The organism is Streptomyces mayonensis, from assembly GCF_018982965.1.
In the GTDB taxonomy this organism is placed as follows: domain Bacteria; phylum Actinomycetota; class Actinomycetes; order Streptomycetales; family Streptomycetaceae; genus Streptomyces; species Streptomyces mayonensis.
The window spans coordinates 21,912-47,660 of record NZ_JACBYP010000026.1 but is presented as its reverse complement, the minus strand read 5'-3'; the positions used below and the strand labels follow the sequence as shown (position 1 = coordinate 47,660).

Below are 25,749 nucleotides of genomic sequence, written 5' to 3'. Positions count from 1 at the left end.
TCGCGTCCGCGCGTCCGTGCGAACGCGCACAAAAGCGTCGAGGGCGATGCGGCTCGCGCTGAACGCAAGCAGGCATCGCCCTCGACCTCGTGGAGATGGCGGGAATCGAACCCGCGTCCAACGGTGCGGAACCAGGGCTTCTCCGTGTGCAGTCCGCTTCGATTTTCTCGGCCCCGGAGATCACGCGGACAAGTCTCCGACGGGCTCAGTCACTGTTTGGTTTCCCTCTTCACCCCGTGACCGGGATCAAGGTTTAGTCCCCTAGCTGATGCCAGGATCCGGGTCGGGAACAGCCCCGGGCTGACACTCCCGTAGTAGGAGGCTCGCTCTGCTACCTGAGATCAGGCAGCGAGGGCGAAGGCCTGCTGGGAGGAATCGCGCTTGGTGTTGGCGATTATTTTTTTCGGCCTGTGGTTTACGAGATCATGGCCGCTTCCTCGACACGCTTCCCCTGCTTCGACAGCCGCTGTCGAAACCGATCATCCCCATGTTGATTTTTCAACGCTCCCAGGACGCCCTCCGAAGAGGCCCTCCGAGGAGGCAGTGCACCCGCTGTGAGGTGCGGATGCCATCGTACGTGACCAACGCACGGACGTGCCAGCCTATTCCTCCGGCTCAGGCCCGCTGCTTGCGGCGGATCGCGGAGATCGTCCGCTCCGCCTCGCGGCGGTCCTGCTTCTCCCGCAGCGCCTGGCGCTTGTCGTACTCCTTCTTGCCGCGTGCCAGCGCGATCTCGATCTTGGCGCGGCCGTCCTTGAAGTACAGGGCCAGCGGCACGATCGTGTGACCGGTCTCCTGGGACTTCGCCTCCAGCTTGTCGATCTCCACGCGGTGCAGCAGCAGCTTCCGCTTGCGCCGGGCGCTGTGGTTGGTCCAGGTCCCCTGGCTGTACTCCGGGACGTGCACGTTGTGCAGCCACGCCTCGTGCCCGTCCAGCTGCACGAAGCCGTCGGCCAGCGAGGCCCTCCCCTGGCGCAGGGACTTCACCTCGGTCCCGGACAGGACGAGACCTGCCTCGTAGGTGTCGAGGATCTGGTAGTCGTGCCGCGCCTTCTTGTTCTGCGCGATCAGCTTGCGCCCTTTTTCCTTAGCCATAGTGCGGTCCATTTTGGCACTACGGAGGGGTCCCGCGGAAAGCCGATTACGCGCACCGCGCACCGGCTGCCCGAGGTCCCGGCCGACCAGCCGGCCGACCGGCCCCGGGTCCTAGCCCTGGCGTCCCAGTCCGCTCAGGACCGTCCGCGCCCGTTCCAGGGCGGCCGGGGTGTCCGCCGGGTCGACCTCCACGTCCGGTGTGATGCCCCTGCCGTCGACGCCGCGGCCGGAGGGCGTGCGGTAGTGGCCGACGGTCAGCTCGGCCACCGAGCCGCCGGGCAGGGTGCTCGGCATCTGCACCGAGCCCTTGCCGAAGGTGCGGGAGCCGAGGACGACCGCCCGGCCGCGGTCCTGGAGGGCTCCGGTGAGGAGTTCGGCCGCGCTCATCGTGCCGCCGTCGACGAGCGCGACCAGGGGTCTGGCGGTGTCGCCGCCGGGTTCGGCGTGCAGGGCCCGCTGTGCGCCGTCCACGTCGTACGTGGCGACCAGGCCGCCGTCGAGGAAGGCGGAGGCCGCGGTGACGGCCTCGGTGACCAGGCCGCCGGAGTTGCCGCGCAGGTCGAGGACGACGCCGGTGCCGGACGGCACTCGCGCGGCGGCCTCGCGCACCTGCTCGCCGACGCCCTTGGTGAAGGAGGTGACCTCGACGACGGTGACGCCGTCGGCGAGCGTGCGCACGGTCACGGAGTCCGTGGAGAGCCGGGCCCGGTGCACCGTCTCGGTCCACGCGCGCGTGCCCCGCTCCAGGCCGAGCCGGACGGCGGTGCCGGCGGGCTCGGTCTCGGCGTCCCCGCGCAGTATGGAGACGACCTCGGTGACGGGCCGCCCGTCGACCTCCTCGCCGTCGACGCTGCGCAGCCGGTCGCCCTCGCGGATCCCGGCTTCGGCGGCCGGTGAGCCGGAGCGCACCCCGGTCACCTCGATCCCGCCGTCGCGCTCGCGCCGGGCGGAGACCCCGACGCCGGTGTAGCGGCCGTCGAGGGCGTCCGCCAACTCCTCGTACTCGCCCCTGGAGTAGACGGCGCCCCAGCGGTCGCCGCTGCGGCTGACGGCGCGTTCGGCGGCCTCCACGGGGGACTTGCCGTCGGCCATCGCCCGGGCGGCCGCGCGGGCCACGTCCTCGTGCCGGCCCGGTTCACCGGCCGGAGCGGCCGAACGCACCGGCTCCGGCTCGGGCTTCCGGTCGGCCGCGGAGAACGAACCCGTGGCCGCGCCCGTGGCAAGCACGCTCGCGAACACCAAGGTCAGGGCGGCCCCGTGGCGTACGCGACGGGGCTGACAGAACAGGTCACGGCCTGACATGCCGGTGAGTCTAGGACAACGCAAGAGGGCCGGACGGTCGCTTGACCGTTCGGCCCTCTTGGGATGCGTCACACCTTCAGGTACTTGCGCAGCGCGAAGAACGCGGCCAACGCGGGCATCAGCAGACTCGTGGCCAGAATGAGCGGCAGCTTCGTCAACACGGCGTCCCAGCCGATGAAGTTGATCAGGTTCAGCTTCTCGGACAGGGCGAGCCCGTGGTCGATGATGAAGTATCTGGCGACCACCAGGAAGCCGCAGGCGACACCACCGCCGATGAGCCCGGCGACCGCCGCCTCCATGATGAACGGTGCCTGGATGTAGAAGCCGGAGGCGCCGACCAGGCGCATGATGCCGGTCTCGCGCCGCCGGCTGAACGCCGAGACGCGCACCGTGTTGACGATCAGCATCAGGGCGACGACGAGCATCAGCGCCATCACCGCGCGGGCGGCCCAGTTCATGCCGTTGAGGAGCCCGAAGAGGTTGTCCAGGATGCCCTTCTGGTCCTGCACGGACTGCACGCCCTCGCGGCCGTCGAAGGCGGTCGCGATGACCTGGTACTTCTCCGGGTCCGTCAGCTTGATCCGGTACGACTCCTGCATCTGGTCCGGCGTGAGGGAGCTGGCCAGCGGCGAGTCGCCGAACTGCTCCTTGTAGTGCTTGTACGCCTCGTCCTGCGACTCGTACGTCACCTTGTCGACGACGGCCATCTCGTCGAGGTCGGACTGGATCTGCTTCTTCTGGTCTCCGGTCACCGCGCCCTTGGCGCAGTTGGGGTCGGACTCGGCGTCGCTCTTGTTGCAGAGGAAGACCGAGACGTTGACCTTGTCGTACCAGTAGCCCTTCATGGTGTTGACCTGGTCGCTCATCAGCAGCGAACCGCCGAACAGGGCCAGGGACAGGGCGACCGAGACGATGACCGCGAAGGTCATCGTCAGATTGCGGCGAAGACCGACACCGATCTCCGAGACTACGAACTGGGCGCGCATGGCGTCTCGTTAAGCCTTTCGTTCCTCGTCGTCAGTGCTCGTCAGTGCTGGTAGCCGTAGACACCGCGTGCCTGGTCGCGGACGAGGCGGCCCTTCTCCAGCTCGATGACGCGCTTGCGCATCTGGTCCACGATGTTCTGGTCGTGCGTGGCCATCACCACGGTGGTGCCGGTGCGGTTGATCCGGTCGAGCAGCTTCATGATGCCGACGGAGGTCTGCGGGTCGAGGTTGCCCGTGGGTTCGTCGGCGATCAGCAGCTTGGGCCGGTTGACGAAGGCGCGCGCGATGGCGACGCGCTGCTGCTCACCGCCGGACAGCTCACCGGGCCTGCGGTCGTCCTTGCCGCCGAGCCCGACGAGGTCGAGCACCTGGGGCACGGACTTGCGGATCTCACCGCGGGACTTGCCGATGACCTCCTGGGCGAAGGCGACGTTCTCGCCGACCGTCTTGTTCGGCAGCAGGCGGAAGTCCTGGAACACCGTCCCCAGCTGGCGCCGCATCTGCGGCACCTTCCAGTTGGACAGGCGGGCGAGGTCCTTGCCCAGGACGTGCACCTGGCCGTGGCTGCACCGCTCCTCGCGGAGGATCAACCGCAGGAAGGTGGACTTCCCGGAGCCGGAGGATCCCACGAGGAAGACGAATTCGCCCTTCTCGACCTCCAGGGAGACGTCCCTGAGGGCTGGGTGGCTCTGTTTGGGGTAGACCTTGGAGACGTTGTCGAATCGGATCACGGATGCACCACGGGTCGCCGGGGGTAGATGTGCGTGACCATACGCGAACCGGGGAGCGGACCGCAGTCACCGGTCGGGGTTGCGTAGCAGTTGCGCGTTTTGTCCCCGGCCGGAGGGCGAGCGGGGCCTCACGGAACCTGGCACAGTGGAAGGGGAACGTTCGCGCCGCCGCGGGCGTTGTTTGAGACGGAGCCGGTTGCAAGGAGGGCGAGCGCATGACGTACGACCGGTTGGTGTGCGCGAACTGTGCGGCGCCCGTCAGCGAGGGCCGGTGCCCGGTGTGCCGGGCGAACCGCGAGCGGATGCAGCAGGAGAGCTTCTTCGCCGGGCTGAATCCCGTGACGCTGATCGCCCTGCTGGCGGTGCTGGTCGCCGCGGTGGCCCTGCTGGCCCACCAGACCGCCTGAGAGGGCCCGCGACCGCCCGGGAGGCGGAGCGGAGCACCACGAGAGCACGAGGACACGGGAGAGGACCCGGAGCGGTGATGCTCCGGGCCCTCTCGTCCGTCGCGTGCGCCGGGCGTACGCGGACGGCTACCGTCAGGCAGCAGCGCCGCCGCGGCCGTTCATCATGCGCGGCAGCAGGCGGAAGCCGATGCCACCGGCGATCATCGTGGCGGCGCCGACCAGCAGGAACGTGGTCTCCGCGGCGCCGGTCTCGGCCAGCTCGTCACCGCTGCCCTGGGCGGCGGTGTCGGAGGCCTGGGCCTCTTCGCCGGTGTCGGTCAGGGCCGAGGAGCCCTCGTCCTGGGTGACGTTGTCGTTGCTGCCACCGTCGGGGGTGGTGCCGTCGCCGCCGCCGACGTTGCCGCCGCCGTTGCCACCGGCGTTGCCGTTGCCGCCGTCGTCGCCGGAGCCACCGTCGCCGTTGCCACCGTTGTCGCCGGAACCGCCGGCGTCGCCGGAACCGCCGTTGTCGCCGGAGCCACCGTCGCCGTTGCCGCCGTTGTCGCCGGAACCGCCGTTGTCACCGTTGCCGCCGGCGTCGCCGGAACCGCCGTTGTCGCCGGAGCCGCCGTTGTCGCCGCCCTCGGACGTGCCCTCGGAGGCGCCGACCGACGTGCCCTCGGACGTGCCTTCGGAGGTGCCCTCGGACGTGCCCTCAGAAGTGCCCTCGGACGTGCCTTCCGAAGTGCCTTCGGAGGTGCCCTCGATGACGCCGGCGATGGCGCCGCCCTCAGTCGTGCCCTCGATCACGCCGGCGATGGAGCCTTCGGTCGTGCCCTCGGCGTCGTTGGCGGTACCGCTCTTGGCGGTTGCGCTGACGCCGTCGTTGTCGGCGCTGATGCCGATCTCGAGCGCCGAAGCGGCGCCCGCCGCGGTCAGGGAGGCGCCGGCGGCGATCACGGCGCCGGCCGCTATGCGCGCGACACGGATGCGCGTCTTCTTCGTCATGTAGTTGCTACCCCCAGTAGCCGATTGGTCGGTGAGGCCGCACTCGGGGGCCGTGATCGACGGGGGTGGCTGCAGATTGCTCAAGTCCCCCGGTTCACATGCGCCCCAGAAATACGCATGCCGCGCCTCACCCTTGCGAAAGTTCAAAGCAACGTCAAGGCCATTGCGTACGCGATGTCCAGGTACGGGACGTATGCCGGACACAAAGGGTGTGAGTGTGATGTAAAACCCAGACATCACCGGCGGGGCGCGGGCAGAAGAAAGGCAACCGCCGCCGGATGAGCGGCAGTTGCCTTGTCGACAAAGCGGCGTCGCCGCCGCGCGCTACTTCTCGCGCTGCTTGCGCCAGCGAATCCCGGCCTCCAGGAAACCGTCGATCTCGCCGTTGAACACGGATTCGGGGTTGCCCACTTCGTGCTCCGTGCGCAGGTCCTTGACCATCTGGTACGGGTGCAGCACGTAGGAACGCATCTGGTTGCCCCAGGAGTTGCCCCCGTCGCCCTTGAGGGCGTCCATCTTGGCCTGCTCCTCCTGGCGGCGCCGCTCCAGGAGCTTGGCCTGGAGGACGTTCATGGCGGTGGCCTTGTTCTGGATCTGCGAGCGCTCGTTCTGGCAGGAGACGACGATGCCGGTGGGGATGTGGGTGAGGCGCACCGCCGAGTCGGTGGTGTTGACGCCCTGGCCGCCGGGGCCGGAGGACCGGTACACGTCCACGCGCAGCTCGGACTCGTCGATCTCGATGTGGTCGGTCTGCTCGACCACGGGGAGGACCTCGACACCCGCGAAGGAGGTCTGGCGGCGCCCCTGGTTGTCGAAGGGCGAGATGCGCACGAGGCGGTGCGTGCCCTGCTCGACGGAGAGGGTGCCGTAGGCGTACGGCGACTGCACGGCGAAGGTGGTCGACTTGATGCCGGCCTCCTCCGCGTACGACGTCTCGTAGACCTCGGTCTTGTAGCCGTGCTGCTCGGCCCAGCGCAGGTACATGCGCTGCAGCTTCTCGGCGAAGTCCGCGGCGTCCACGCCACCCGCCTCGGCGCGGATGTTGACGAGCGCCTCACGCGCGTCGTACTCGCCCGAGAGCAGGGTGCGGACCTCCATCTCGTCCAGCGCCTTGCGTACGGCCGTGAGCTCGGACTCGGCCTCCGCGCGGGTGTCCGGGTCGTCCTCCTCCTCGGCCATCTCGAAGAGCACGCCGAGATCGTCGAGCCGGCCGCGCAGCGCCTCGGCCTTCCTGACCTCGGCCTGGAGGTGCGAGAGCTTGCTGGTGATCTTCTGCGCCGCCTCCGGGTCGTCCCACAGGGAGGGCGCGGCCGCCTGCTCCTCGAGCACGGCGATGTCTGCCCTCATCCTCTCGAGGTCCAGGACGGCCTCGATCGACTCCATGGTCGAGGAGAGGGACTTCAGCTCTTCGGATACATCGACGACTGCCACGCATCCAGCGTAACGGCTCCGTCCGCCGGTCTTCGTCCCCCCGTCGGCCGCGCTTCGGCCGCCGGGCCGCCGGACCCGGTGTCCGGCAGGCCGGGGCCCGGTGTCCGGCGGCGCGGGGGAGGGTGTCCGGCAGGCCGGGGCCCGCGGTCAGGGGGACGCCGGTGCCGAGTTCCGCGTGTCCTGGGGGCCGGTGCCGTCCTCGTCGCCGCTCGTGGCCAGCCACGTGCCGACGCCGACCGCCGCCACCAGGGCCGCCGCGCCCGCGCCCAGGGCGAGCCGGCGGCGCCGCGCGGCGGCCCGGTTGCGGGCGGAGCCGGGACGCGGCGCGCCGGACGCACGCGGGGCGCGGGCCGTACCGCGGGCGCCGCCGGCCAGCTCGTCCGGGGCCGGGACCCGCATCGACGTGTGCGTGTCGCGGTTGGAGTCGGCCGGCTTGGCGCCCGGCACCAGGGGCACCGCACCCCGGCGCCGTACCGGCTCCCGCGCGGGCTCGGCGGACTCCGGGGAGTCCTCGGGCGCGTCGTCCTCCTGCTCGGCGTCGGGCTCGTCCACCTCCAGCGGGCCCATGCCGGCCAGCATCGGCAGCAGCTCGCGCAGCCGGGCGCTCAGCTCGGAGGCGCGCAGCCGGGAGGCGGGGGCCTTGGCGAGGCACTGCACGAGCAGCTGCCACAGCTCGTCCGGGATGCCGGGCAGCGGGACGACCCGCTCGGTCACGTGGCGGCGCAGGACCGCGCCCGGGTGGCCGCCGCCGAAGGGCGTGAAGCCGGCCAGCAGCTCGTAGAGCACCGTGGCCAGCGCGTAGATGTCGACCGCCGCGCGCGGGGGCAGTCCCTCGACGATCTCGGGCGCCAGGTAGTCCGGCGTGCCGATGATCTTGGTGGCGCGGGTGCGGCGCGGGGTGTCGATGAGCTTGGCCACCCCGAAGTCCGTCAGCAGGGCCGGGTGGGAGCCGCCGGGGCCGAGCGGGCCCTGCATGTCGAGCAGCACGTTCTCGGGCTTGACGTCGCGGTGCACGATCCCGGCGGCGTGCGCGGCGGCCAGGCCGTCGGCGACGTCGGCGGCGACGGCCACCGCGGCCTCGGGCGCCAGGCGCCGCTCCCGGTCGAGGCGGGTGCGCAGGTCGGTGCCGCGGACCAGGTCCATGACCAGCGCGAGGTCGTTGCCGTCGACCACCAGGTCGCGGACGGAGACGACGTGCGGGTTCTCCAGGCCGAGCAGGGCGGTGCGCTCCTGCACGAAGCGCGAGACGAGCTCCTGGTCGGACGCCAGGTCCTCGCGCAGCAGCTTGATCGCGACCGGCCCCTCGGGCCCCTCGCCCAGCCACACCGTGCCGGCGCTGCCCCGTCCGAGGATCTGGTGGGCGGTGTACCGGCTGCCGATCTTCCGTGCCAAGACTGCTCCTACCGACGCGTGTTGCGCCTTAAAGTACGCGCCCGAGGAGCCGGCCTTCACCGCGGAGGCATAAATCACCCTCCGGATGTCGACAAGTCGCCGGACTCGGCCTCAGACGGAGCCGCCCAGATCCCCCATCCAGCCCGTCACGGTGTCGAACCAGTCGGTCAGCTGGGCCCAGTAGCCCTTGCCGGTGCCGATCCAGTCCTGGAGCGGGCTCAGCTCCCAGATCAGCCAGCCGGCCACGAACAGGATGACGAGGGTGACCAGGCAGCCCTTGAGGCAGCCGAGGCCCGGGATGCGCATGGGGTTGGCGCTGCGCTGCCGCGGCGGCCTGGGCTCGCGCCGGGGCGGCTGCGGCTCGGGCGCGGGCGGCGGCGCGTACCGCTGCGGCTGCTGGGGCTGCGGGGTGGCGTAGCGCTGGGGCTGCTGCTGCGGGTAGCCGTAGCCGGGCGGCGGGGCCTGTTTGGGCGGCTGCTGGGGCGGCTGCTGGGGGCGGGACACCTGCCGCTGGGGGCGGCGGCGCAGCGGGTCCTGGTTCGGGTCGAGGTACTGGACCTGCGTCTGTTCGTTGCGGTCGCGGGCGGCGCGCAGCTGGTTCTGCCAGGGGTGCGGGTCGTCGGGCCCGCCCTGCTGTCCGTCCTGTCCCGGCGCGCCCGGCCCGCCCGGCTGTCCCGGCGGCACCGGCGGCATGACGGCGGTCGGGTCGGGGGCGCCGCGGTTCGGCAGTACGGCGGTGGGGTCGGCGGCGCCCGACGGGTTGCCGGTCTGCGGCAGGACGCTGGTCGCGCCGTTGGGGTCGTAGGCGCCGTTCGGGTTCTGCGCGTTGTGCGGGAGCACCTGGGTCGGGTCGGCGGCGCCGGGCTCGCCGGGGACCTGCGCGGGCGCCGGGTCGGGGGCGAGCAGCGCGCCCACGCCCTCGGCGGCGGCGATCTGCGCGCTGTTCGCGTGGATGCCGATGCCCTCGGCGACGACGCGCAGGCCGCGGGCGAGGTTCTCGGCGCTGGGGCGGTCGTCCGGGTTCTTGCGCAGGCAGCGCTCGATGACCGTCCACAGCGGGTCGGGGACGGTGGAGGGGCGGCGCGGTTCGGCGCTCAGGTGCTGGTGCAGCACTTCCAGGGCCGAGCCGCCGCCGAACGGGGGACGGCCGGTGACCAGCTCGTACATCAGGATGCCGGCGCCGTACACGTCGACCGCGGAGGTCTGCGGGCGGCCCTCGGCGGACTCCGGCGCGATGTACGCGGGCGTGCCGACGAACTCGTGGGTGCGGGTCAGACCGGGCGAGTCGGCGAGGCGGGCGATGCCGAAGTCGGTGAGCATCGGGTGCATCTCGCCGCCGGTCTGCTTCAGCAGGACGTTGGCGGGCTTCAGGTCGCGGTGGACTACGCCGTCGGTGTGGCTGGCGGCGAGGGCGTCGGCGATCTGCGCGGTGAGCAGGGCCGCGGCAACCGGGGTGAGCGGCCCGTTTTCGCGCAGGTAGCGGTGGAGGTCGGGGCCGTCGACGAGGTCCATGACGAGGGCCAGCAGCTCGCCCTCGACGACCAGGTCGCGGACCCGGACGATGTTGGGGTGGGTGAGCCGGAGCAGGACGGAGCGCTCCCGCAGGAAGCGCATCACGATGTCGGGGTCGCTCGCGAGCTCTTCCTTGAGGACCTTGATCGCGACGGTCTCGCCGGGCTGCCCGGCCACGGCCGCCTCGGCGCCCGCGGTCTCCCGCTGGCGGGCGCGCCAGACGGTGCCCGTGGCGCCGCGGCCGAGGGGCTCCTCGAGGAGGTACTTGCTGCCTACCGGCCGCACGTCATGCGCTCCTAGTTGCTTGCTGGCTGTTCGGACACACTGTAGTGCCGCGGTCCCGGCACCGGGCTGTCGTCTTCCGGTGGCGGTCCCGTGGCCGTCCCGTGCCGCCCGCGGGACCACCGCAGGCCGACCACGGACGGCCACGGACGGCCACGGGGAGCACAGATGCCTCTTGCGTTCCGCCCCCAGGGCGGTGCCTGGAGCATGTTCGAAGGAAAGACGCTCGTCCCGGTCCCTTGGTTGCCGCTGCCCGTACGTGACCGATCTCAAGCGGACGACATTCGGTCATCCATGGGCCACCCGTCAGGCATTTTTGGGGGCAGAGCCGACCAATCAAGATCATTTGGCGGCGGACCGCGGGCACGCTGTCAGTGGCAGGTGCGAGGATGCGTGCAGTACTGGCCGACGTGCTCGTGTGGCGGTGGGGGAAGTCCGCGGTGGGGGACCGTGGTGACGGCTTCTTGATCCCGGCGTGCGGGCGCCCGCGCGAAGGGACCGCTGACGGCGATGCAGATCCGGCTGACCGTCGTAGACCCGCTGGGCCCGCATGCCGCGGCGGGGGGCCGCGCCGCGAGCTGCGACGTACTGGTCACCGCGCCGGCCGGCACCGCCCTGGCCGCGGTCGCCTCCGCCCTGGCCGCGGCGCTCCCCGGCGGCGAGGTCCAGGGCTCCGGCCAGGTGGTGCTGTACGCGGGGGCGCAGCGGCTGGACGCCCAGCGCAGCACCCTGGGCGAGCCACCGCTGATCGACGGCGCCGTGCTCTGCCTCGGCGCCCCCGGCGAGCCCGACGCGCACACCGAGCCGAGCGACGTCCCCACCCAGCTGCACGTGGTCGCCGGTCCCGACGCGGGCGGCGTCCACCTGCTGCACGGCGGCCAGATCCGCCTCGGCCGCTCCGCCGACGCCGACGTGGCGCTCGACGACCCGGACGTCTCCCGGATGCACTGCGCCGTGACCGTCGCCCCCGACGCCCGCGTCTCGGTCGCCGACCTCGGCTCCACCAACGGCACCACCCTGGACGGCACCCGCGTGGGCGACCGTCCCGTCCGCTTCGCGCCGGGTGCGCTGCTGCGGATCGGCGAGTCGGCCCTGCGCCTCGTCCCGGTGCCCCCGGCGGCGGAGGTGCGGGTGCCGACGGCGTCGGACGGGGAGGGGCACGTGCGGCTGTCGGGTGCGCAGGCCCCCCGGCCGGGCGGCGGGGACGGCGACACGGTGGCCCACGCGCGCGCGGCCGACGGGGCGGAGGGGCACCCGCGCGACGCGTCCGCCGCCTCCCGTCCGGACCGTGACACATCCGCACGCGCCACCCCGGCCGGCCGCGGGGGCGATGGCGTCCGCGGAAGCGGTGGCGGTGGCGGTGGCGAGGGGACGACGGCCGGGCCCGGCGGCCGGACACACCACGCGTACGGCACCTCGGGGTACGGCACCTCGGAGTACGGCGCGGGCGCGGCACCCGCAGGACCGCCCCAGGTCCCCGGCCAGGCCGGCGCACCCCGCATCGAGAGCCACGGCACGGGCCCCACGGCGGGCCGCCCCCGCCGGGCCCCGGCCGCGGGCGAGACGCACGGCGGGGGATACGACACCAGCGGCCGCGGCGCCGGAGGACACGGCACGGACGGGCACGCCGGCCGGCCCCACGGCGACGACGGCACGGGCGCGTACGGCGCGTACGGTCCGGGATCCGCCGTACGGCCGGGCAGCGCGGACGCCGGTGGGTACGGCGCGGGCCCGTCCGGCACACGCGGGCCCCGAGCAGGGACGCCCACCGGGTCAGCTCACGGCGGGACCCGGTACGACCGGGCCGCGTACGACCAGACCGCGTACGGCCAGACCCCGTACGACCAGACCGCGTACGACGGGACCCCGTCCGATCCGTCCGACCCGTCCGACCCGTCCGCGGACGGCGGGGCCGCGTACGGCGGGGCCGCGGACGGCGGGGCGTCCCGTGCGGACGGCACCGGGCGCAAAGGGACACCGCTGCGCGGGACCGACGTGCCGCCGGGTGTCCGACGGCGGGGCGGGATAGGTGCCTGGGCACGGCGGCTGGCCGGTGGCCGCCCGGGCGGGCAGGACGCCGCCCCGGCCGGTGCGCACCCCTGCGACCACGACGAGGTGCCGCCGGGCCCGGCACCGACCGGCACCGCCGGCGCCGCGACCGCTCCCGACACCTGGCCGGATCCGGCGACCCTTCTGCTGGCGGCCCTGGGGCCGGGGCCCCGGCTCTGGGAGCGCGGCCCCGGCCACCCGGAGGCGCTCACCGTGCGGCTCGGCACGGCCGACCGGGTGGCGCCCGGCGGCGACGCCCCGCTGCCCGCGGTCCCGGTGACCGCCGGGCTGCGCGAGGTCGGCGCGCTCGGACTCGCCGGTCCGCGCGCGCGGCTCGCCGGGCTGGCCCGCTCGGTGCTGTCCCAGCTCGCCGCGCTGCACTCGGCCGACGTCCTGGAGATCGTCCTGATCAGCGCGGACCGTTCCCGTCCGCTCGCCGAGCGGTCCGCCGAGTGGGCCTGGCTGGGCTGGCTGCCGCAGGTGCGCCCGGGCCACGGCCAGGACTGCCGCCTGCTGCTCGCCCACGACCGCGAGCAGGCCGCGGCCCGCGCCCACGAGTTGCTGCGCCGTCTGGAGGACCACCTGTCCGACGACGCCCGGACCGGCGGCGCGCAGCCGACGGCCCCGGCGGCAGCCGCCCCGCACCGGGCGACCGCGTCGGAGTACGCGGCGGAGTACGCAGCGGGCGGGGCCGGTCCGGTGCCGGACGCGCGCACGGCCACCATGGGCACGGGGGCCACCACCCGGCGCGCCGCCGGGCCGCACCCGGACGCGGGCGCCGACCCGGCCGGCGGTTTCCCGGGGCCGTACACCGTGGTCGTCGTGGACGGCGACCCCGGCGGCGCCGACGTGCGGGAGGCGGTGGCGCGGCTGGCGCTGGAGGGCCCGCGGGCCGGCATCCACGTCGTGTGCCTCGCGGAGACGGCCGCCGCCTCCCCCACCTCCCCGGTGTCGCGGACGTACGAGGCGGCCTGCGCCGTGTCGCCGGTGTTCCGGGAGTGCGGTGCCGTGGCCCTGCTCAGCGGCGACGTGGCGACGACCCTGCGCCTGCTGCGCGTCGCGCGCACGGGCGGCTCCCCGGGCTCCCCCGGTGTCCCGGGCGCCCCCGGCGCCCCGGCCACCGCCACCGCCGGTCCGGTCGGGAACGGCACCCTCGGCACGGTCGACGCCGTCTCGCCCGCCTGGGCCGAGCGGTTCGCCCGCGCGCTGGCCCCGCTGCGCACCGACACCGCCACCGGCGGCGCGCACCACGCGCGCGTGTCCGCCCCGCTGCCCCAGGCGGCCCGCCTCCTCGACGAGCTGGGCCTCGCCCGGGCCACTCCCGCCTCGCTGATGGCCCGCTGGGCGGACGCGGGCGACGACCCGCAGTCCCTCGGCGGCCGCGCGCAGGCCGTCCTGGGCGCCGGAGCGCGCGGACCCGTCGTGGCCGACCTCGCCACCGAGGGACCGCACCTGCTGATCGAGGGCCCGCCGGGCAGCGGCCGAACCGAGCTGCTCCGGGCAGTCGTCGCCTCGCTCGCCTCCGCCGAACGCCCCGACCGGCTCGGCATCGTCCTGATGGACGGCCGCGACAGCGTGAGTCCGGGCGCGAGCCACGGGGAAGGGCTGCGCGTCTGTACGGACGTACCGCACGTCACCACCCACCTCACCGCCAACGACCCGGTGCGCATGCGGGAGTTCGCCCAGTCGCTGAGCGCCGAGCTGAAGCGGCGCGCCGAGCTGCTCGGCCGGTCGGACTTCGCCGAGTGGCACACCGGGCGCCGGCTGTCCGGCCGGCTGGTTGCCCAGCGCACCCCGCCGGCCGGCCCGTCCCGCCCGGCGGGCACACCGGGCGGGACGGGCTCGCTCGGATCAGCGGGCACACTCGGCCCAGCGGGAGGCCCCGGTCCCGTGGGGACGCCCGGTCCCGGGGGGACACCGGGCCCGGCGGGGACACCGGGCCCGGCGGGGACGCCGGACAACGGGGACCTCGACTCCCCGCCGAGCGCCACCATGCGCCTGCACCCCGGCGCGGCGCGGCGGCGGGCGGCAGCCGGGCCGCCGCTCCCCCGCCTCGTCGTGGTCGTCGACGACCTGGACGCCCTGGTGACGCCTCCGCTCGGCTCCCCCGGGCGCCCGGCGGCGGGGTCGGTGATGCGTGCCCTGGAGGCGGTCGCGCGGGAGGGCGAACGGCTCGGCGTCCACCTGGTCGCCGCCACCGCGCCCGGCGGCCGCACGGACCGGACGGAACCCGTCCTGCGCGCGACCCTGCGCGTGAGCCTCGACACCCCGGTGCCGGGCCCCGACGAACCGGCGCCCGGACGCGGCCGGTTGGCCCGCGCGGACGGACACGCCGTCGCCTTCCAGGGCGGCCGGGTCACGGGCCGCATCCCGCGCACGGCGACCCTGCGCCCCACGGTGGTCCCCCTGGAGTGGCACCGCATGGGCGACCCGCCGACCCGGCGCCCGGTGCGTGAACTGGGCAACGGCCCGACGGACCTGGCGCTGCTGGCCAGCGCGCTGGAGCGGGCGGCGCGGGAGGTGTCGGCCGCGGAGGTGCCGTCCCTTCTGTAGGCGCCGGACGCGCGCCGGCTGCCCCGACCGGCGCCTCACGACGAGGCAGCCGCGGCGAACCGGCGCCGCGGGACAGGACGGGACGGAACGGGACGGCAGCCCCCGAGGCCGTCCCCGCCGCGCCGGTGGCCTGATCACGGTCACGACACCGTCACGATCCCCCCGTTGGCGGCGAACGCGCCCTTGCCGCCCTCACCCCCCTGGCGTACACCAGAGCGCACGGAAGAGCGCCGGACGTTCGACGACGAACGAAGAACGGGGCAGTGATGCGCACGAGCAGCACCAAGGGGACACGCAGCACACTCGGCAGAACCACCCGGACCACCCGTGCCGCCGGGATCACCGGGATCACCGGAACCACCCGGGCCGCCGCCGCCCTCGCCGCGGGAGTGCTCGCGCTCTCGCTCACCGCCTGCGGCGGCGGGGACGACGGCAAGGGCGACGACGGCAAGGGCGACGGCAAGCAGGCCGACTCCGTCACCCTCCCGAAGCTGGACGGCGAGAGCCTGGAGGTCGCCGCCGTCTGGACCGGCACCGAACAGGAGAACTTCAAGAAGGTCCTCGCCGAGTTCGAGAAGCGCACCGGCGCCAAGGTGACCTTCGTGCCCGCCCAGGACCCCATCATCAACTTCCTCGGCTCGAAGGTCGCGGGCGGCGCCCCGCCGGACGTGGCGCTGCTCCCGCAGCCCGGAGCCATCAAGCAGGCCGTCGACAAGGGCTGGGCGAAGCCGCTGGGCGCCGAGGCTGCCAAGGAGCTCAGCGAGAACTACTCGCAGGGCTGGCAGGACATCGGATCGGTCGACGGCAAGCCGTACGGGGTCTACTACAAGGCCGCCAACAAGTCGCTGATCTGGTACAACGCGCAGGTGTTCGCCAACGCGGGCGCCGAAGAGCCGAAGACCTGGGACGAGTTGCTCACCACCGCCCAGACCGTCTACGACTCCGGGGTCACGCCCTTCTCGGTCGGCGGCGCGGAGGGCTGGACCCTCACCGACTGGTTCGAGAACGTCTACCTCTCGCAGGCGGGCCCGGAGAAGTACGACCAGCTGGCCAAGCACGAGATCAAGTGGACGGACCCGTCCGTCAAGGACGCGCTCACCACGCTCGCCGGGATCTGGGGCAAGAAGGACTACGTCGCGGGCGGCCCGGCCGGCGCCCTCCAGACCGACTTCCCGACCTCGGTGACGCAGGCCTTCACCGGCGGCGACCAGCCCAAGGCGGGCATGGTCTTCGAGGGGGACTTCGCCCAGGTCAACATCGGTGAGACCGAGGCGGAGGTCGGCACGGACGCGAAGGTGTTCCCCTTCCCGGCCGTCGGCGACACGGCGCCGGTGGTGTCCGGCGGCGACGCGGCCGTGATCCTGGAGGACTCGAAGGCGGCGCAGGCGCTGGCCACCTGGCTGGCCTCGCCGGACGCGGCGTCGATCCAGGCGGAGCTGGGCGGTTTCCTCTCCCCCAACAGCGGCGTCGACTCGTCGGTGTATCCGAACGCGGTGCAGAAGAAGATCGCCGAGGCACTGGTCTCGGCGGGCGACGACTTCCGCTTCGACATGTCGGACCAGGCCCCGCAGGCCTTCGGCGGCACCCCCGGCAAGGGCGAGTGGAAGACGCTGCAGGACTTCCTGAAGAACCCGGAGGACGTCGCCGGCGCCCAGGAGAAGCTGGAGGCGGACGCGGCTGCCGCCTACGGAGGCTGACGCGGTGGCGTCGGCCACGGCGGCGGGAACCGGACCGTCCCCCGAGGGCCCACCGGTTCCCGTCGCCCCCAAGTCGCGCAGGAGCGTGACCGGCACCCGCAGGACCGTGGCGGCGCTGTTCCTGCTGCCCGCCCTGGTGCTGCTCGGCGCGCTCGTGGTCTACCCGATCGGGTACTCGCTGATCCGCAGCTTCTACGACCAGTCCGGCGACGCCTTCGCCGGATTCGACAACTACGAGGCGCTGTTCACGGACGACGGCATCCGCACCGCCCTGAAGAACAACGTCGTCTGGGTGGTGTTCGCGCCGACGGTCGCCACCGCGCTCGGTCTGATCTTCGCGGTGCTGACCGAACGGGTGCGCTGGGGCACGGCGTTCAAGCTGGTCGTCTTCATGCCGATGGCGATCTCGATGCTGGCGGCCGGCATCATCTTCCGCCTGGTGTACGACCAGGACCCGGACAAGGGCGTCGCCAACGCGGTGTGGGTCGGGGTGCACGACACGTTCGCCGAGTCGTCCGCGTTCCCGAAGGCGCACCCGGGCCGCCAGTCGCCGCTGGAGCCGGCCGGCGGGGGCGCGTTCGTCACCAAGCAGCCGGTCGCCCTCGGCGAGACGGTCGTGCTGCCCCTCGTGGGCGTCGCCCCCGACCGGATGCCCGACGGCGCCAAGCAGGCGGCGCCCGCCGAGCCCGAGGACGGCAGGATCACCGGCACCACCTGGCAGGACTTCACCCGCGGCAAGGGCTCCGGGACGCCGGGCGGCGTCGACTCGACCGAGCTGGGCTACCCCGGGATGCGGATCGAGGCCGTCAAGGACGGCGAGGTCGTCGCGTCGGCCACGGCGGCCGGCGACGGCACGTTCACGCTGCCCGCCGAGGCCGACGGGGCGCTGCTCAGACTGCCCGCCGACAACTTCAAGGAGCCGTACAACGGCCTGGACTGGCTCGGCCCCTCCCTCGTCACCCCGGCGGTCATCGGGTCGTACGTGTGGATGTGGGCGGGCTTCGCGATGGTGCTGATCGCGGCCGGTCTGGCGGGTGTGCCCCGGGAACTGCTGGAGGCCGCGCGGGTCGACGGCGCGAGCGAGTGGCAGGTCTTCAGACGGGTCACGGTGCCGTTGCTCGCCCCGGTCCTCGCGGTGGTGGTCGTCACCCTGATGATCAACGTGCTGAAGGTATTCGACCTGGTCTTCATCATCGCTCCGGGTTCCTCCCAGGACGACGCGAACGTGCTCGCCCTGGAGCTGTACCGCAAGGGCTTCGCCTCCGACCAGCCGGGCATCGCCAGCGCCATCGCGGTGTTCCTGCTGCTCCTGGTCATCCCGGTGATGTGGTTCAACGTACGGCGACTGCGGCGGGAGGTCAGGCGATGACGACTGACGCGGAGCCCCTGGCCACCACCGCCCCGCCCGCGCCCGAACGGACCGCCCGGGCGAAGCAGTCGCTCGGATCCCGTCTCGCCGAGGCCGCGAGCGGCGGACTGGTCCGCGTGTTCCTCATGGTCGTGGGCCTGTTCTGGCTGGTCCCCACGATCGGGCTGCTCCTGTCCTCGCTGCGCCCGTCCCAGGACGTGGCGGCGAGCGGCTGGTGGGAGGTCTTCACCAAGCCGTCCCAGCTGACCTTCGAGAGCTACGGGGAACTGCTGAAGAACGGCGACATCACCTCGTCCCTCCTCAACACCGTGGCGATCACGGTCCCGGCGACCGTCCTGGTCGTGGTCGTGGGGGCGCTGGCCGGGTACGCCTTCGCGTGGATGGACTTCCCGGGCCGCGACTGGTGGTTCCTGGCGGTGGTCGGGCTGCTCGTCGTGCCGGTGCAGGTCGCCCTGATCCCGGTCGCCGAACTCTTCGGCAAGATCGGCCTGTTCGGCTCGGTCGTCGGCGTGATCCTCTTCCACGTCGGCTTCGGCCTGCCGTTCGCGGTGTTCCTGCTGCGGAACTTCTTCGCGGAGATCCCGCGCGAGCTGCTGGAGGCGGCCCGGCTGGACGGTGCGGGTGAACTGCGGCTGTTCGCGCGGGTGGTGATGCCGCTGGGCGGGCCCGCGATCGCGAGCCTGGGCATCTTCCAGTTCCTGTGGGTGTGGAACGACATGCTGGTCGCGCTGATCTTCTCGGACTCCGGGAGCCAGCCGATCACGGTCGCGCTGCAGACGCAGATGCGCCAGTTCGGCAACAACATCGACGTACTGGCCCCGGGAGCCTTCATCTCGATGGTGATCCCCCTGGCCGTGTTCTTCGCGTTCCAGCGGCAGTTCGTCTCGGGCGTGATGGCGGGCGCCGTCAAGTAGCCGCCAGCAAACCACCCTTGGGGGGCGGGCCGGTCACCGGTCCGCCCCCTCCTCCGTACGTGCACGAAATCCCCCCGAACGCCGCGCGGAACGTAACCGAATCACTCCATTGGCCGTTGCCGGGCAGAACGCCCGCGCCGACCGACCCATGGATGTCCCGTGCCCAGGTTCAGTGTCATCGTCCCCGCGTACCAGGTTCAGGCGTATCTGCACGCGTGTCTGGAGTCGGTGCTGTCCCAGTCCTGTCCGGACCTCGAGCTGATCGTGGTCGACGACCGTTCGCCGGACGCCTGCGGCGCGATCGCCGACGAGTTCGCGGCCCTCGACCCGCGCGTCCGCGTCGTGCACCTGGCGCAGAACCGGGGCCTCGGGCCCGCCCGCAACGCCGGCCTGGAGCGGGCACGCGGCGACTACCTGGTCTTTCTGGACGGCGACGACACCCTCGCGCCGCACGCGCTGCGCGCCGTCGCCGACCGGCTCAAGGAGACCGGCGAGCCGGACGTCCTGGTCTACGACTACGCCCGCGCCTACTGGACCGGCGAGACGGTCCGCAACCGGGCCGCGGCACACCTGGCCGAGCAGGGCCCGGCGCCGTTCCGGCTCGCCGACCGGCCGGGGCTGCTGAACCTGCTGATGGTGGCGTGGAACAAGACGGTGCGGCGGGAGTTCGCCGAGCGCGCGGGCCTCGCCTTCCCGCCCGGCTACTACGAGGACACGCCGTGGACGTACCCGGTCCTGCTGTCCGCGCAGTCCGTCGCCACCCTGGACCGGGTCTGCGTCCACTACCGGCAGCGCCGCACGGGCAGCATCCTGGGCACCCCGAGCGAGCGGCACCTGGACGTCTTCGCGCAGTACGACCGGGTCTTCGCGTTCCTCGACGCGCACCCGGAGCACGACCGCTGGCGGCCGGTGCTGTACCGGCGGATGGCCGACCACCTGGCGACGGTGTTCACCCGCCCCGACCGCCTCCCGCGCCCGCTGCGCGCGGAGTTCCTGCGCCGGGCCCGCGCCCACTGCCGCCGCTACCGGGTGCCCGGCGCCCCGGCCCGGCTGTCCGTCCGGCTGCGCCACGCCCTGCTCCGGCTGGGCCTGCGCCGCACCTGGGCGGCCCTGAGGCTGGCGTCGGCGCTGCGCCGCCGGTCGGCCCGGGGCGCGGCACTCCCGCTGCGGGCCGTGCACCGGGCGGCGCTGCGCCTGCACTACCGCGTCCAGCGCCTGCTGCCGCTGCGCCCGGACCGCGCCGTCTTCGCGGTGGAGGGCGGCGGAGGGTACGGCTGCAATCCGGGGGCGCTGGAGGAGGCGTTCCGGCGCCTGGCGCCGCACGTGCGCACGGCGTGGGCCGCCGACCGGGTCCACCACCACACCGTTCCGCCCGCGACCCGCCGGCTGACCCCCGGCACGGCGGCCTACTGGACGGCCCTGGCCCGCTCCACGTACCTGGTGCACAATGCCGCCTTCGACGCGGGGCTGGTCAGGCGCCGGGGCCAGGTCCTGGTCCAGACGCGGGCCGGGACGCCCCTGGGCCACGAGGGCCTGGACCTCCAGGAGCGGCCGGCCGCCGCGGCCGGCACCGACTTCGGGGCGCTGCTGCGCGAGGCCGGATCCTGGGACTACGTGGTCTGCGCCAACCGCCACTCCGCCCTCACCTGGGAACGCGTCCACCCCGGCGGCTGGACCGCCCTGGAGTACGGGCAGCCCCGCACCGACGTCTTCCAGCGGGCCAGGCCCGAGGACGTGGCCCGGCTGCGCGAGACCCTCGGCGTCCCCAGGGGCACCGTCGCCGTCCTCTACGCGCCCGCCCACCGTGACTACCGGCGCACCCAGCGTGCCCTCCTGGACCTGGAGCGGGTCGTGCGCCGCCTCGGCCCGCGCTTCACGGTGCTGGCCCTGGGCCTGCCGGACGACGCCGTTCCGCTCTCCGCGTGCGAGGGCCGGGTCGTCGACGTCGGCGGCCATCCGCACGTCGAGTCGCTGTGCCTGGCCGCCGACGCCCTCGTCACCGACTACTCCCCGCTGATGTTCGACTACGCGGGCCTGGACCGGCCGATCGTGCTCCACGCCGCCGAGCCGGAGGCGTACGAGGAGGCCCGCGGCACCTACTTCGACCTGCGCTCCTTCCCGCCGGGTCCGGTCGCCCGGGACGAGGACGAGCTGGTCGGCGTCTTCGCCGGCGGCGACTGGCAGGGCGCCCGGTCCGCCCGGCTGCGGGCCGGCTTCCGGGAGCGCTTCTGCCCGTACGACGACGGACGTGCCGCCGAGCGCGTCGTACGCCGCGTGGTGCTCGGCCAGACCCGGCTGCCGCCGGTCGTACCGCTCGCCGAGCGCCGTCCGCCCGCCGCGGCCGTGGCCCGCACACCGCTCACGACGGTGCCGCGGTCCGGTGGCCCCCGTTCCGTCACCGACAGCCTCTGACCGTTGTCCGTCCACCGGGAGTTAGCATGCCTGACAACTCAACGCGGCCCACTCCGGCCCGGCCGTCCACCTGTCGGCCGGCGGGGCGTCCGGGCCGCCAGGGCCCGGTGGGGGCTCCCCCAGGGCACAGGACAACGAGAGAAAGAGCAGTATGCCCCGCTTCAGTGTCATCGTCCCGTCCCATGGGGTCGCGGGGCGGCTCTCCCGGGCGCTGGACTCGATCCTCGCCCAGTCCTTCGGCGACTTCGAGCTGATCCCGGTCTGCGACGCCCCGGACTCCACCGCGGCGGACGTCGCCCGGGAACGCGCCGAGCGGGACCCGAGGGTGTCGCCCGTGTACTCGCCGCCGTCGGCCGGGCTGGCCGGGGCGCGCAACGCGGGGACGGCGGCGGCGACCGGCGCCTACCTGCTGTTCCTGGACGGTGACGACGTGCTCGTGCCCGGCGCGCTCACGGCGCTGGACGCTCGGCTGACGGACACCGGCGGCGTCGACGTCCTGTACTTCGAGTACGAGCGGGTGCCCTGGTGGGAGGGGGAGGCGACCAACCCGGCCGCCCCGCTGCTGGCCAAGGCCCCGAAGGACGCCTTCGCCCCCGGCCGCGCCCCCCAGCTGACCGGCGTGCAGCTGCCCGCGTGGAGCGCGGTCCACCGCCGTGCCTTCCTCGCCGAGCGGGAGGTGGCCTTCCCGGACGGCCACTTCACGGACATCGGCTTCGGCGCCCGGGTCGCGTCCCGCGCGGAGCGCGTCGCGGTGCTGCGCTCCGTCGTCGTGCGGCACATGGCGCGGCGGCAGGGCAACCGGCTGAACCTGCCCGGCGCGCACCACGCGGAACTGCTCGACCAGGCCGAGCTGGCGCTCACGGACGCCGACGGGCTGGGTCTCCCGGCCGAGCGCCGCACCCCGCTGTTCGAGCAGCTGTTCGCCGCGATCCTGAAGACGGCCACCGATCCCCGACGGCTCACCCGCGGGCAGCGCCGCGCCTTCTTCCGCCGGGCGAGCCGCCTCTACCGGCGCCACCGCCCCGCCGGTTTCCGGCCGCCGGGCGGACGCCTCGGCGTGCAGTACCGGCTGCTGGCGTCCGGCTCCTACGCCGGTTTCCGGGGGCTGCGTGCCGCCAACCGGGCCGCGGGCGCCGCCGTGGCCCGCGTGCCGCGCCCGCAGGGCCTGCGCACCCGCCTGCAGTACCGCCGCGAGCTGCGCCGCCCGCTGGACCCGAACCTCGTCGTGTACTGCGCGTACTGGGGCCGCGGGTACGCCTGCAACCCGGCCGCCATCCACGCCAAGGCCCGCGAGCTCGCCCCGCACCTGAAGTCGGTGTTCCTGGTCGAGCGGGACCAGGCGCACACCGTGCCCAAGGACGTCGACCACGCCGTCATCGGCAGCCGGCGCTACTGGGAGGTGCTGGCCCGCGCCTCCTACCTGGTGAACAACGCCAACTTCGCGGAGGGCGTCGTCAAGCGCCCCGGCAGCGTGCACCTGCAGACGCAGCACGGCACGCCGCTGAAGACGATGGGCGTCGACCAGTCCACGTACCCGGTGGTGGCGGCGGCCAGCGGCAGCTTCACCAAGCTGCTGGGCCGCGTCGACCGCTGGGACTACAACCTCTCCTCCAACCGCCACTCCACCCGCAGCTGGGAGCGCGCCTACCCGGGTTCGTACGAGCACCTGGAGTACGGCTATCCGCGCAACGACGTCTACCACACGGCCACGGCCGAGGACGTCGCCCGGGTCCGGCGCGAGCTGGGCGTCCCGGAGGGCAAGACGGCGGTACTGTACGCGCCCACGCACCGGGACTACGAGAGCGGCTTCGGCGCGGGCGCCCTGGACCTGGAGGCGTTCTGCGAGGCGGCGGGCGAGGACGTGGTGGTGCTGCTGCGCGCCCACTACTTCTACGACCGGGGCGGCAGGCGGAAGGCCACCGGCCGGATCATCGACGTGACCGCGCACCGCTCCTCGGAGGACGTGTGCCTGGCCGCCGACGCGCTGATCACGGACTACTCGTCGATCATGTTCGACTACGCCAACCTGGACCGGCCCATCGTCGTCTACGCCGACGACTGGGACGTCTACCGGGAGACCCGCGGCGTCTACTTCGACCTGATGGCGGCGCCGCCGGGACCGGTGGCGCGCAACCCGGAGGAACTGACCCGCGTCTTCGCCGACGGCACGTACGCGGACGCGGAGTCGACCGCGCTGCGGGCGGCCTTCCGGGAACGTTTCTGCGAGTTCGACGACGGCCGGGCCGCCGAGCGCGTCGTGCGCCGGGTGCTGCTCGGCGAGCCGCCCGAGTCGCTGCCGCCCCTGATCCCGCTCGCGGAGCGCGTCCCGGCCCCCGCCGCCACCCTCGTTAGGAGCTGACCCCGCCGTGCCCCGCTTCAGCATCATCCTTCCCTGCTTCAAGGTGCAGGGCTTCCTCGGCGAGTGCCTGGACTCGGTCCTCGGCCAGTCCTTCCGGGACATCGAGGTCATCGCCGTGGACGACTGCTCGCCGGACGGATCCGGCGCGATCCTCGACGAGTACGCCGCCCGCGACGAGCGGGTGCGCGTGCTGCACCTGGAGGAGAACGCCGGTCTCGGCCGGGCCCGCAACGCGGGCATGCCGCACGCCACCGGCGACTACCTCTTCTTCCTCGACAGCGACGACACCCTCACCCCGGGCGCGCTCGCCGCGATGGCCGACCGGCTCGCGGAGGCCGAGGACCCTGACGTCCTGGTCTTCGACTACGCGCGCACCTACTGGTGGGGCGGCACCCGGCGCAACGCCCTGGCGCGGGTGCTGGCCGAGGCGGGCGACGGCACGTTCACGTCCGCCGAGTACCCGGAGATCCTCGACCTGCTGATGGTGGTGTGGAACAAGGTCTACCGGCGCGACTTCGTCGAGCGGGAGGGCTTCACCTTCCCGCCGGGCTACTACGAGGACACGCCCTGGACCTTCCCGGTCATGTTCAGCGCGGAGCGCATCGCGACGCTGGCGCGGATCTGCCTGAACTACCGGCAGCGCCGCCAGGGCAACATCCTCTCCACCACCAGCCGCAAGCACTTCGACGTCCACGAGCAGTACGAGCGGGTCTTCGCGTTCCTCGACTCCCACCCGGACCTGGCCCGCTGGCGGCCCTTCCTGCACGCCAAGATGGGCGAGCACTGCCTGGACATCCTCTCCAAGCCGGACCGGCTGCCGCCGTCCGACAAGGGCGAGTTCTTCCGCCGTACCGCCGAGATGTTCCGCGCCTACCGGCCCGAGGGCGCCGAGATCCCGGCCGAGCTGCGCGTCCTGGAGCAGGGCTACGGCGCCTACCGGGTGCGGCGGCGCTCGGGCCAGGCGTCCCGGGTGCTGCAGCGCCGCGGGAAGCAGGTGCGCGGGTCGGCCGACAAGCGGCTGCGCCGGCTGCGGACCGCGGTGAACACGCGCCGCCCGCTGGACCCGGACCTCGCGGTGTACTCGGCGTTCTCGCACCGGGGCGTGCTGGGCGACCCGGCCGCGATCCACCGCAAGGCCGCCGAGATCGCCCCGGGGCTGCGCGGCGTGTGGGTGGTGCGCGACGAGGAGACCGCGGCGCTGCTGCCGCCGGGCACGGAGCACGTGCTCCTGAACAGCCCGGAGTACCGCCGGGTGACGGAGCGGGCCACGTACTTCGTCAACAACGTCAACTGGCCCGGCGCCGTGGCCAAGCGCGAGGGCAGCGTCCACATCCACACCCACCAGGGCACCCCGCTCAAGTACATGGGTGCCGACCTGCTCGACCGCCGCGGTGCCCGGCAGAACCTGGACGTGCCGGGCATGCTGCGCCGCGCCGACCGCTGGGACCACAGCCTGGTCGCGGGCCGGTACGCGGAGCGGGTGTGGGAGCGGGCGTACCCGTGCCACTTCGCGTCCGCGCGGACCGGCAGCCCGCGCAACGACGTGCTGGTGAACGCGGGCCCCGACGACGGCCGCCCGGTCCGCGAGCGCCTGGGGATCCCCGACGGCAACACCGTCGTGCTCTACGCGCCGACCCGCCGCGACTACCGCAGGGACGGGCTCGTCGAGCGGGTCGACCTGGCGCGGCTCGCCGCCGACCTGGGCGAGGACCACACGCTGGTGGTCCGCATGCACCCGTCCCTCGCCGGCGGCCCGGCCCGGGGGCTGGGCCTGTCGGAGCTGCACCGGCGGGGCGTGGTGATCGACGCGACGGAGGAGCCGCGCGTGGAGGACCTGATGCTCGCCTCCGACGTGCTGCTCACCGACTACTCGGCCCTGATGTTCGACTACGTCCTCCTGGACCGGCCGGTCGTCCTGCACGCCGACGACTGGGACACGTACACGGCGAGCCGCGGCGCCTACTTCGACGTCACCGAGCAGGCACCCGGCCACGTCTCGCGCACCCACGGGGAACTGGCGTCGCTGCTGGCCTCGGGCGCGTACCGGGACGAGGAGGGGGCGCGGCTGCGGTCGTCGTTCCGGGCCGCGTTCTGCGAGTACGAGGACGGGCGGGCCGCCGAGCGGGTCGTACGGACCCTGATGCTGGGCGAGGAGATGCCCGAGCCGGAGCCCTCCGGGGTCCCCGGGGCGCGCGCCGTCCCGTCCGGACACGACTTGCTCTCCCCCACGTGAGACCGCTGCGCGCGGGGTCTCGCGCGTAGACTCCGCCG

Annotated in this window: 16 protein-coding genes and 1 other RNA gene; 8 read left to right on the top strand and 9 right to left on the bottom strand. The window is 73.6% G+C overall.

The annotated features are described in order from the left end of the window. Positions 1-87: 87 nt before the first annotated feature. The 5 genes from ssrA to ftsE all read right to left on the bottom strand — a co-directional run bounded on the left by ssrA (position 88) and on the right by ftsE (position 4,114). Positions 88-487: a transfer-messenger RNA gene (gene ssrA, locus HZS56_RS12900) on the bottom strand. A 128-nt stretch (positions 488-615) separates the two neighbouring features. Continuing rightward, positions 616-1,095 carry an SsrA-binding protein SmpB gene (gene smpB / locus HZS56_RS12895; RefSeq protein WP_216720830.1) on the bottom strand — a complete coding sequence of 160 codons (480 nt, stop codon included), beginning with the start codon at positions 1,093-1,095 and terminating at the stop codon, positions 616-618. Positions 1,096-1,206: 111 nt separating this feature from the next. Then, a complete protein-coding gene (locus tag HZS56_RS12890) occupies positions 1,207-2,397 on the bottom strand; it encodes a S41 family peptidase (protein ID WP_216720829.1) in 1,191 nt (396 codons plus the stop codon). Positions 2,398-2,465: 68 nt separating this feature from the next. Next, positions 2,466-3,383 (bottom strand): permease-like cell division protein FtsX, encoded by a 918-nt coding sequence (gene ftsX, locus HZS56_RS12885; protein ID WP_216720828.1) that lies wholly within the window; start codon positions 3,381-3,383, stop codon positions 2,466-2,468. 41 nt (positions 3,384-3,424) lie between these two features. Further along, positions 3,425-4,114, bottom strand: coding sequence for a cell division ATP-binding protein FtsE (gene ftsE / locus HZS56_RS12880; protein ID WP_216720827.1), 690 nt, complete (start codon positions 4,112-4,114; stop codon positions 3,425-3,427). Between the two features lie 215 nt (positions 4,115-4,329). Between ftsE and HZS56_RS12875 the strand changes: the two genes are divergently transcribed. Continuing rightward, a complete protein-coding gene (locus tag HZS56_RS12875; protein WP_216720826.1) occupies positions 4,330-4,521 on the top strand; it encodes a hypothetical protein in 192 nt (63 codons plus the stop codon). Positions 4,522-4,653: 132 nt separating this feature from the next. Here the strand turns inward: HZS56_RS12875 and HZS56_RS12870 are convergent, their stop codons facing one another. From HZS56_RS12870 to HZS56_RS12855, 4 genes are all read right to left on the bottom strand, one after another. After that, complete coding sequence (locus HZS56_RS12870) at positions 4,654-5,508, bottom strand: hypothetical protein (RefSeq protein WP_216720825.1); 855 nt, start codon at positions 5,506-5,508, stop codon at positions 4,654-4,656. A gap of 324 nt (positions 5,509-5,832) precedes the next feature. Then, on the bottom strand, positions 5,833-6,939 hold the full coding sequence (gene prfB, locus HZS56_RS12865; RefSeq protein WP_216720824.1) for a peptide chain release factor 2: 1,107 nt from the start codon (positions 6,937-6,939) through the stop codon (positions 5,833-5,835). A 147-nt stretch (positions 6,940-7,086) separates the two neighbouring features. Then, positions 7,087-8,331, bottom strand: coding sequence for a serine/threonine-protein kinase (locus HZS56_RS12860; protein WP_216720823.1), 1,245 nt, complete (start codon positions 8,329-8,331; stop codon positions 7,087-7,089). A gap of 111 nt (positions 8,332-8,442) precedes the next feature. Then, positions 8,443-10,128, bottom strand: coding sequence for a serine/threonine-protein kinase (locus HZS56_RS12855; protein ID WP_216720822.1), 1,686 nt, complete (start codon positions 10,126-10,128; stop codon positions 8,443-8,445). A gap of 507 nt (positions 10,129-10,635) precedes the next feature. Between HZS56_RS12855 and HZS56_RS12850 the strand changes: the two genes are divergently transcribed. The 7 genes from HZS56_RS12850 to HZS56_RS12820 all read left to right on the top strand — a co-directional run bounded on the left by HZS56_RS12850 (position 10,636) and on the right by HZS56_RS12820 (position 25,711). Beyond that, the gene (locus HZS56_RS12850; RefSeq protein ID WP_216720821.1) at positions 10,636-14,727 is read left to right on the top strand and encodes an FHA domain-containing protein; all 4,092 of its coding nucleotides are present in this window, start codon (positions 10,636-10,638) and stop codon (positions 14,725-14,727) included. Positions 14,728-14,993: 266 nt separating this feature from the next. After that, complete coding sequence (locus HZS56_RS12845) at positions 14,994-16,424, top strand: ABC transporter substrate-binding protein (protein WP_216720820.1); 1,431 nt, start codon at positions 14,994-14,996, stop codon at positions 16,422-16,424. A gap of 85 nt (positions 16,425-16,509) precedes the next feature. Then, entirely contained in the window at positions 16,510-17,793 is a 1,284-nt protein-coding gene (locus tag HZS56_RS12840) for a carbohydrate ABC transporter permease (protein WP_216720819.1), read from the top strand. After that, a complete protein-coding gene (locus tag HZS56_RS12835; protein ID WP_216720818.1) occupies positions 17,790-18,707 on the top strand; it encodes a carbohydrate ABC transporter permease in 918 nt (305 codons plus the stop codon). The genes HZS56_RS12840 and HZS56_RS12835 overlap by 4 nt, the downstream gene beginning before the upstream one ends. A 159-nt stretch (positions 18,708-18,866) precedes the next feature. Further along, the gene (locus HZS56_RS12830; RefSeq protein WP_216720817.1) at positions 18,867-21,119 is read left to right on the top strand and encodes a bifunctional glycosyltransferase/CDP-glycerol:glycerophosphate glycerophosphotransferase; all 2,253 of its coding nucleotides are present in this window, start codon (positions 18,867-18,869) and stop codon (positions 21,117-21,119) included. 151 nt (positions 21,120-21,270) lie between these two features. Further along, entirely contained in the window at positions 21,271-23,478 is a 2,208-nt protein-coding gene (locus HZS56_RS12825) for a CDP-glycerol glycerophosphotransferase family protein (protein WP_216720816.1), read from the top strand. Between the two features lie 7 nt (positions 23,479-23,485). Continuing rightward, complete coding sequence (locus tag HZS56_RS12820; protein WP_216720815.1) at positions 23,486-25,711, top strand: bifunctional glycosyltransferase/CDP-glycerol:glycerophosphate glycerophosphotransferase; 2,226 nt, start codon at positions 23,486-23,488, stop codon at positions 25,709-25,711. The last annotated feature ends 38 nt before the right edge of the window (positions 25,712-25,749 follow it).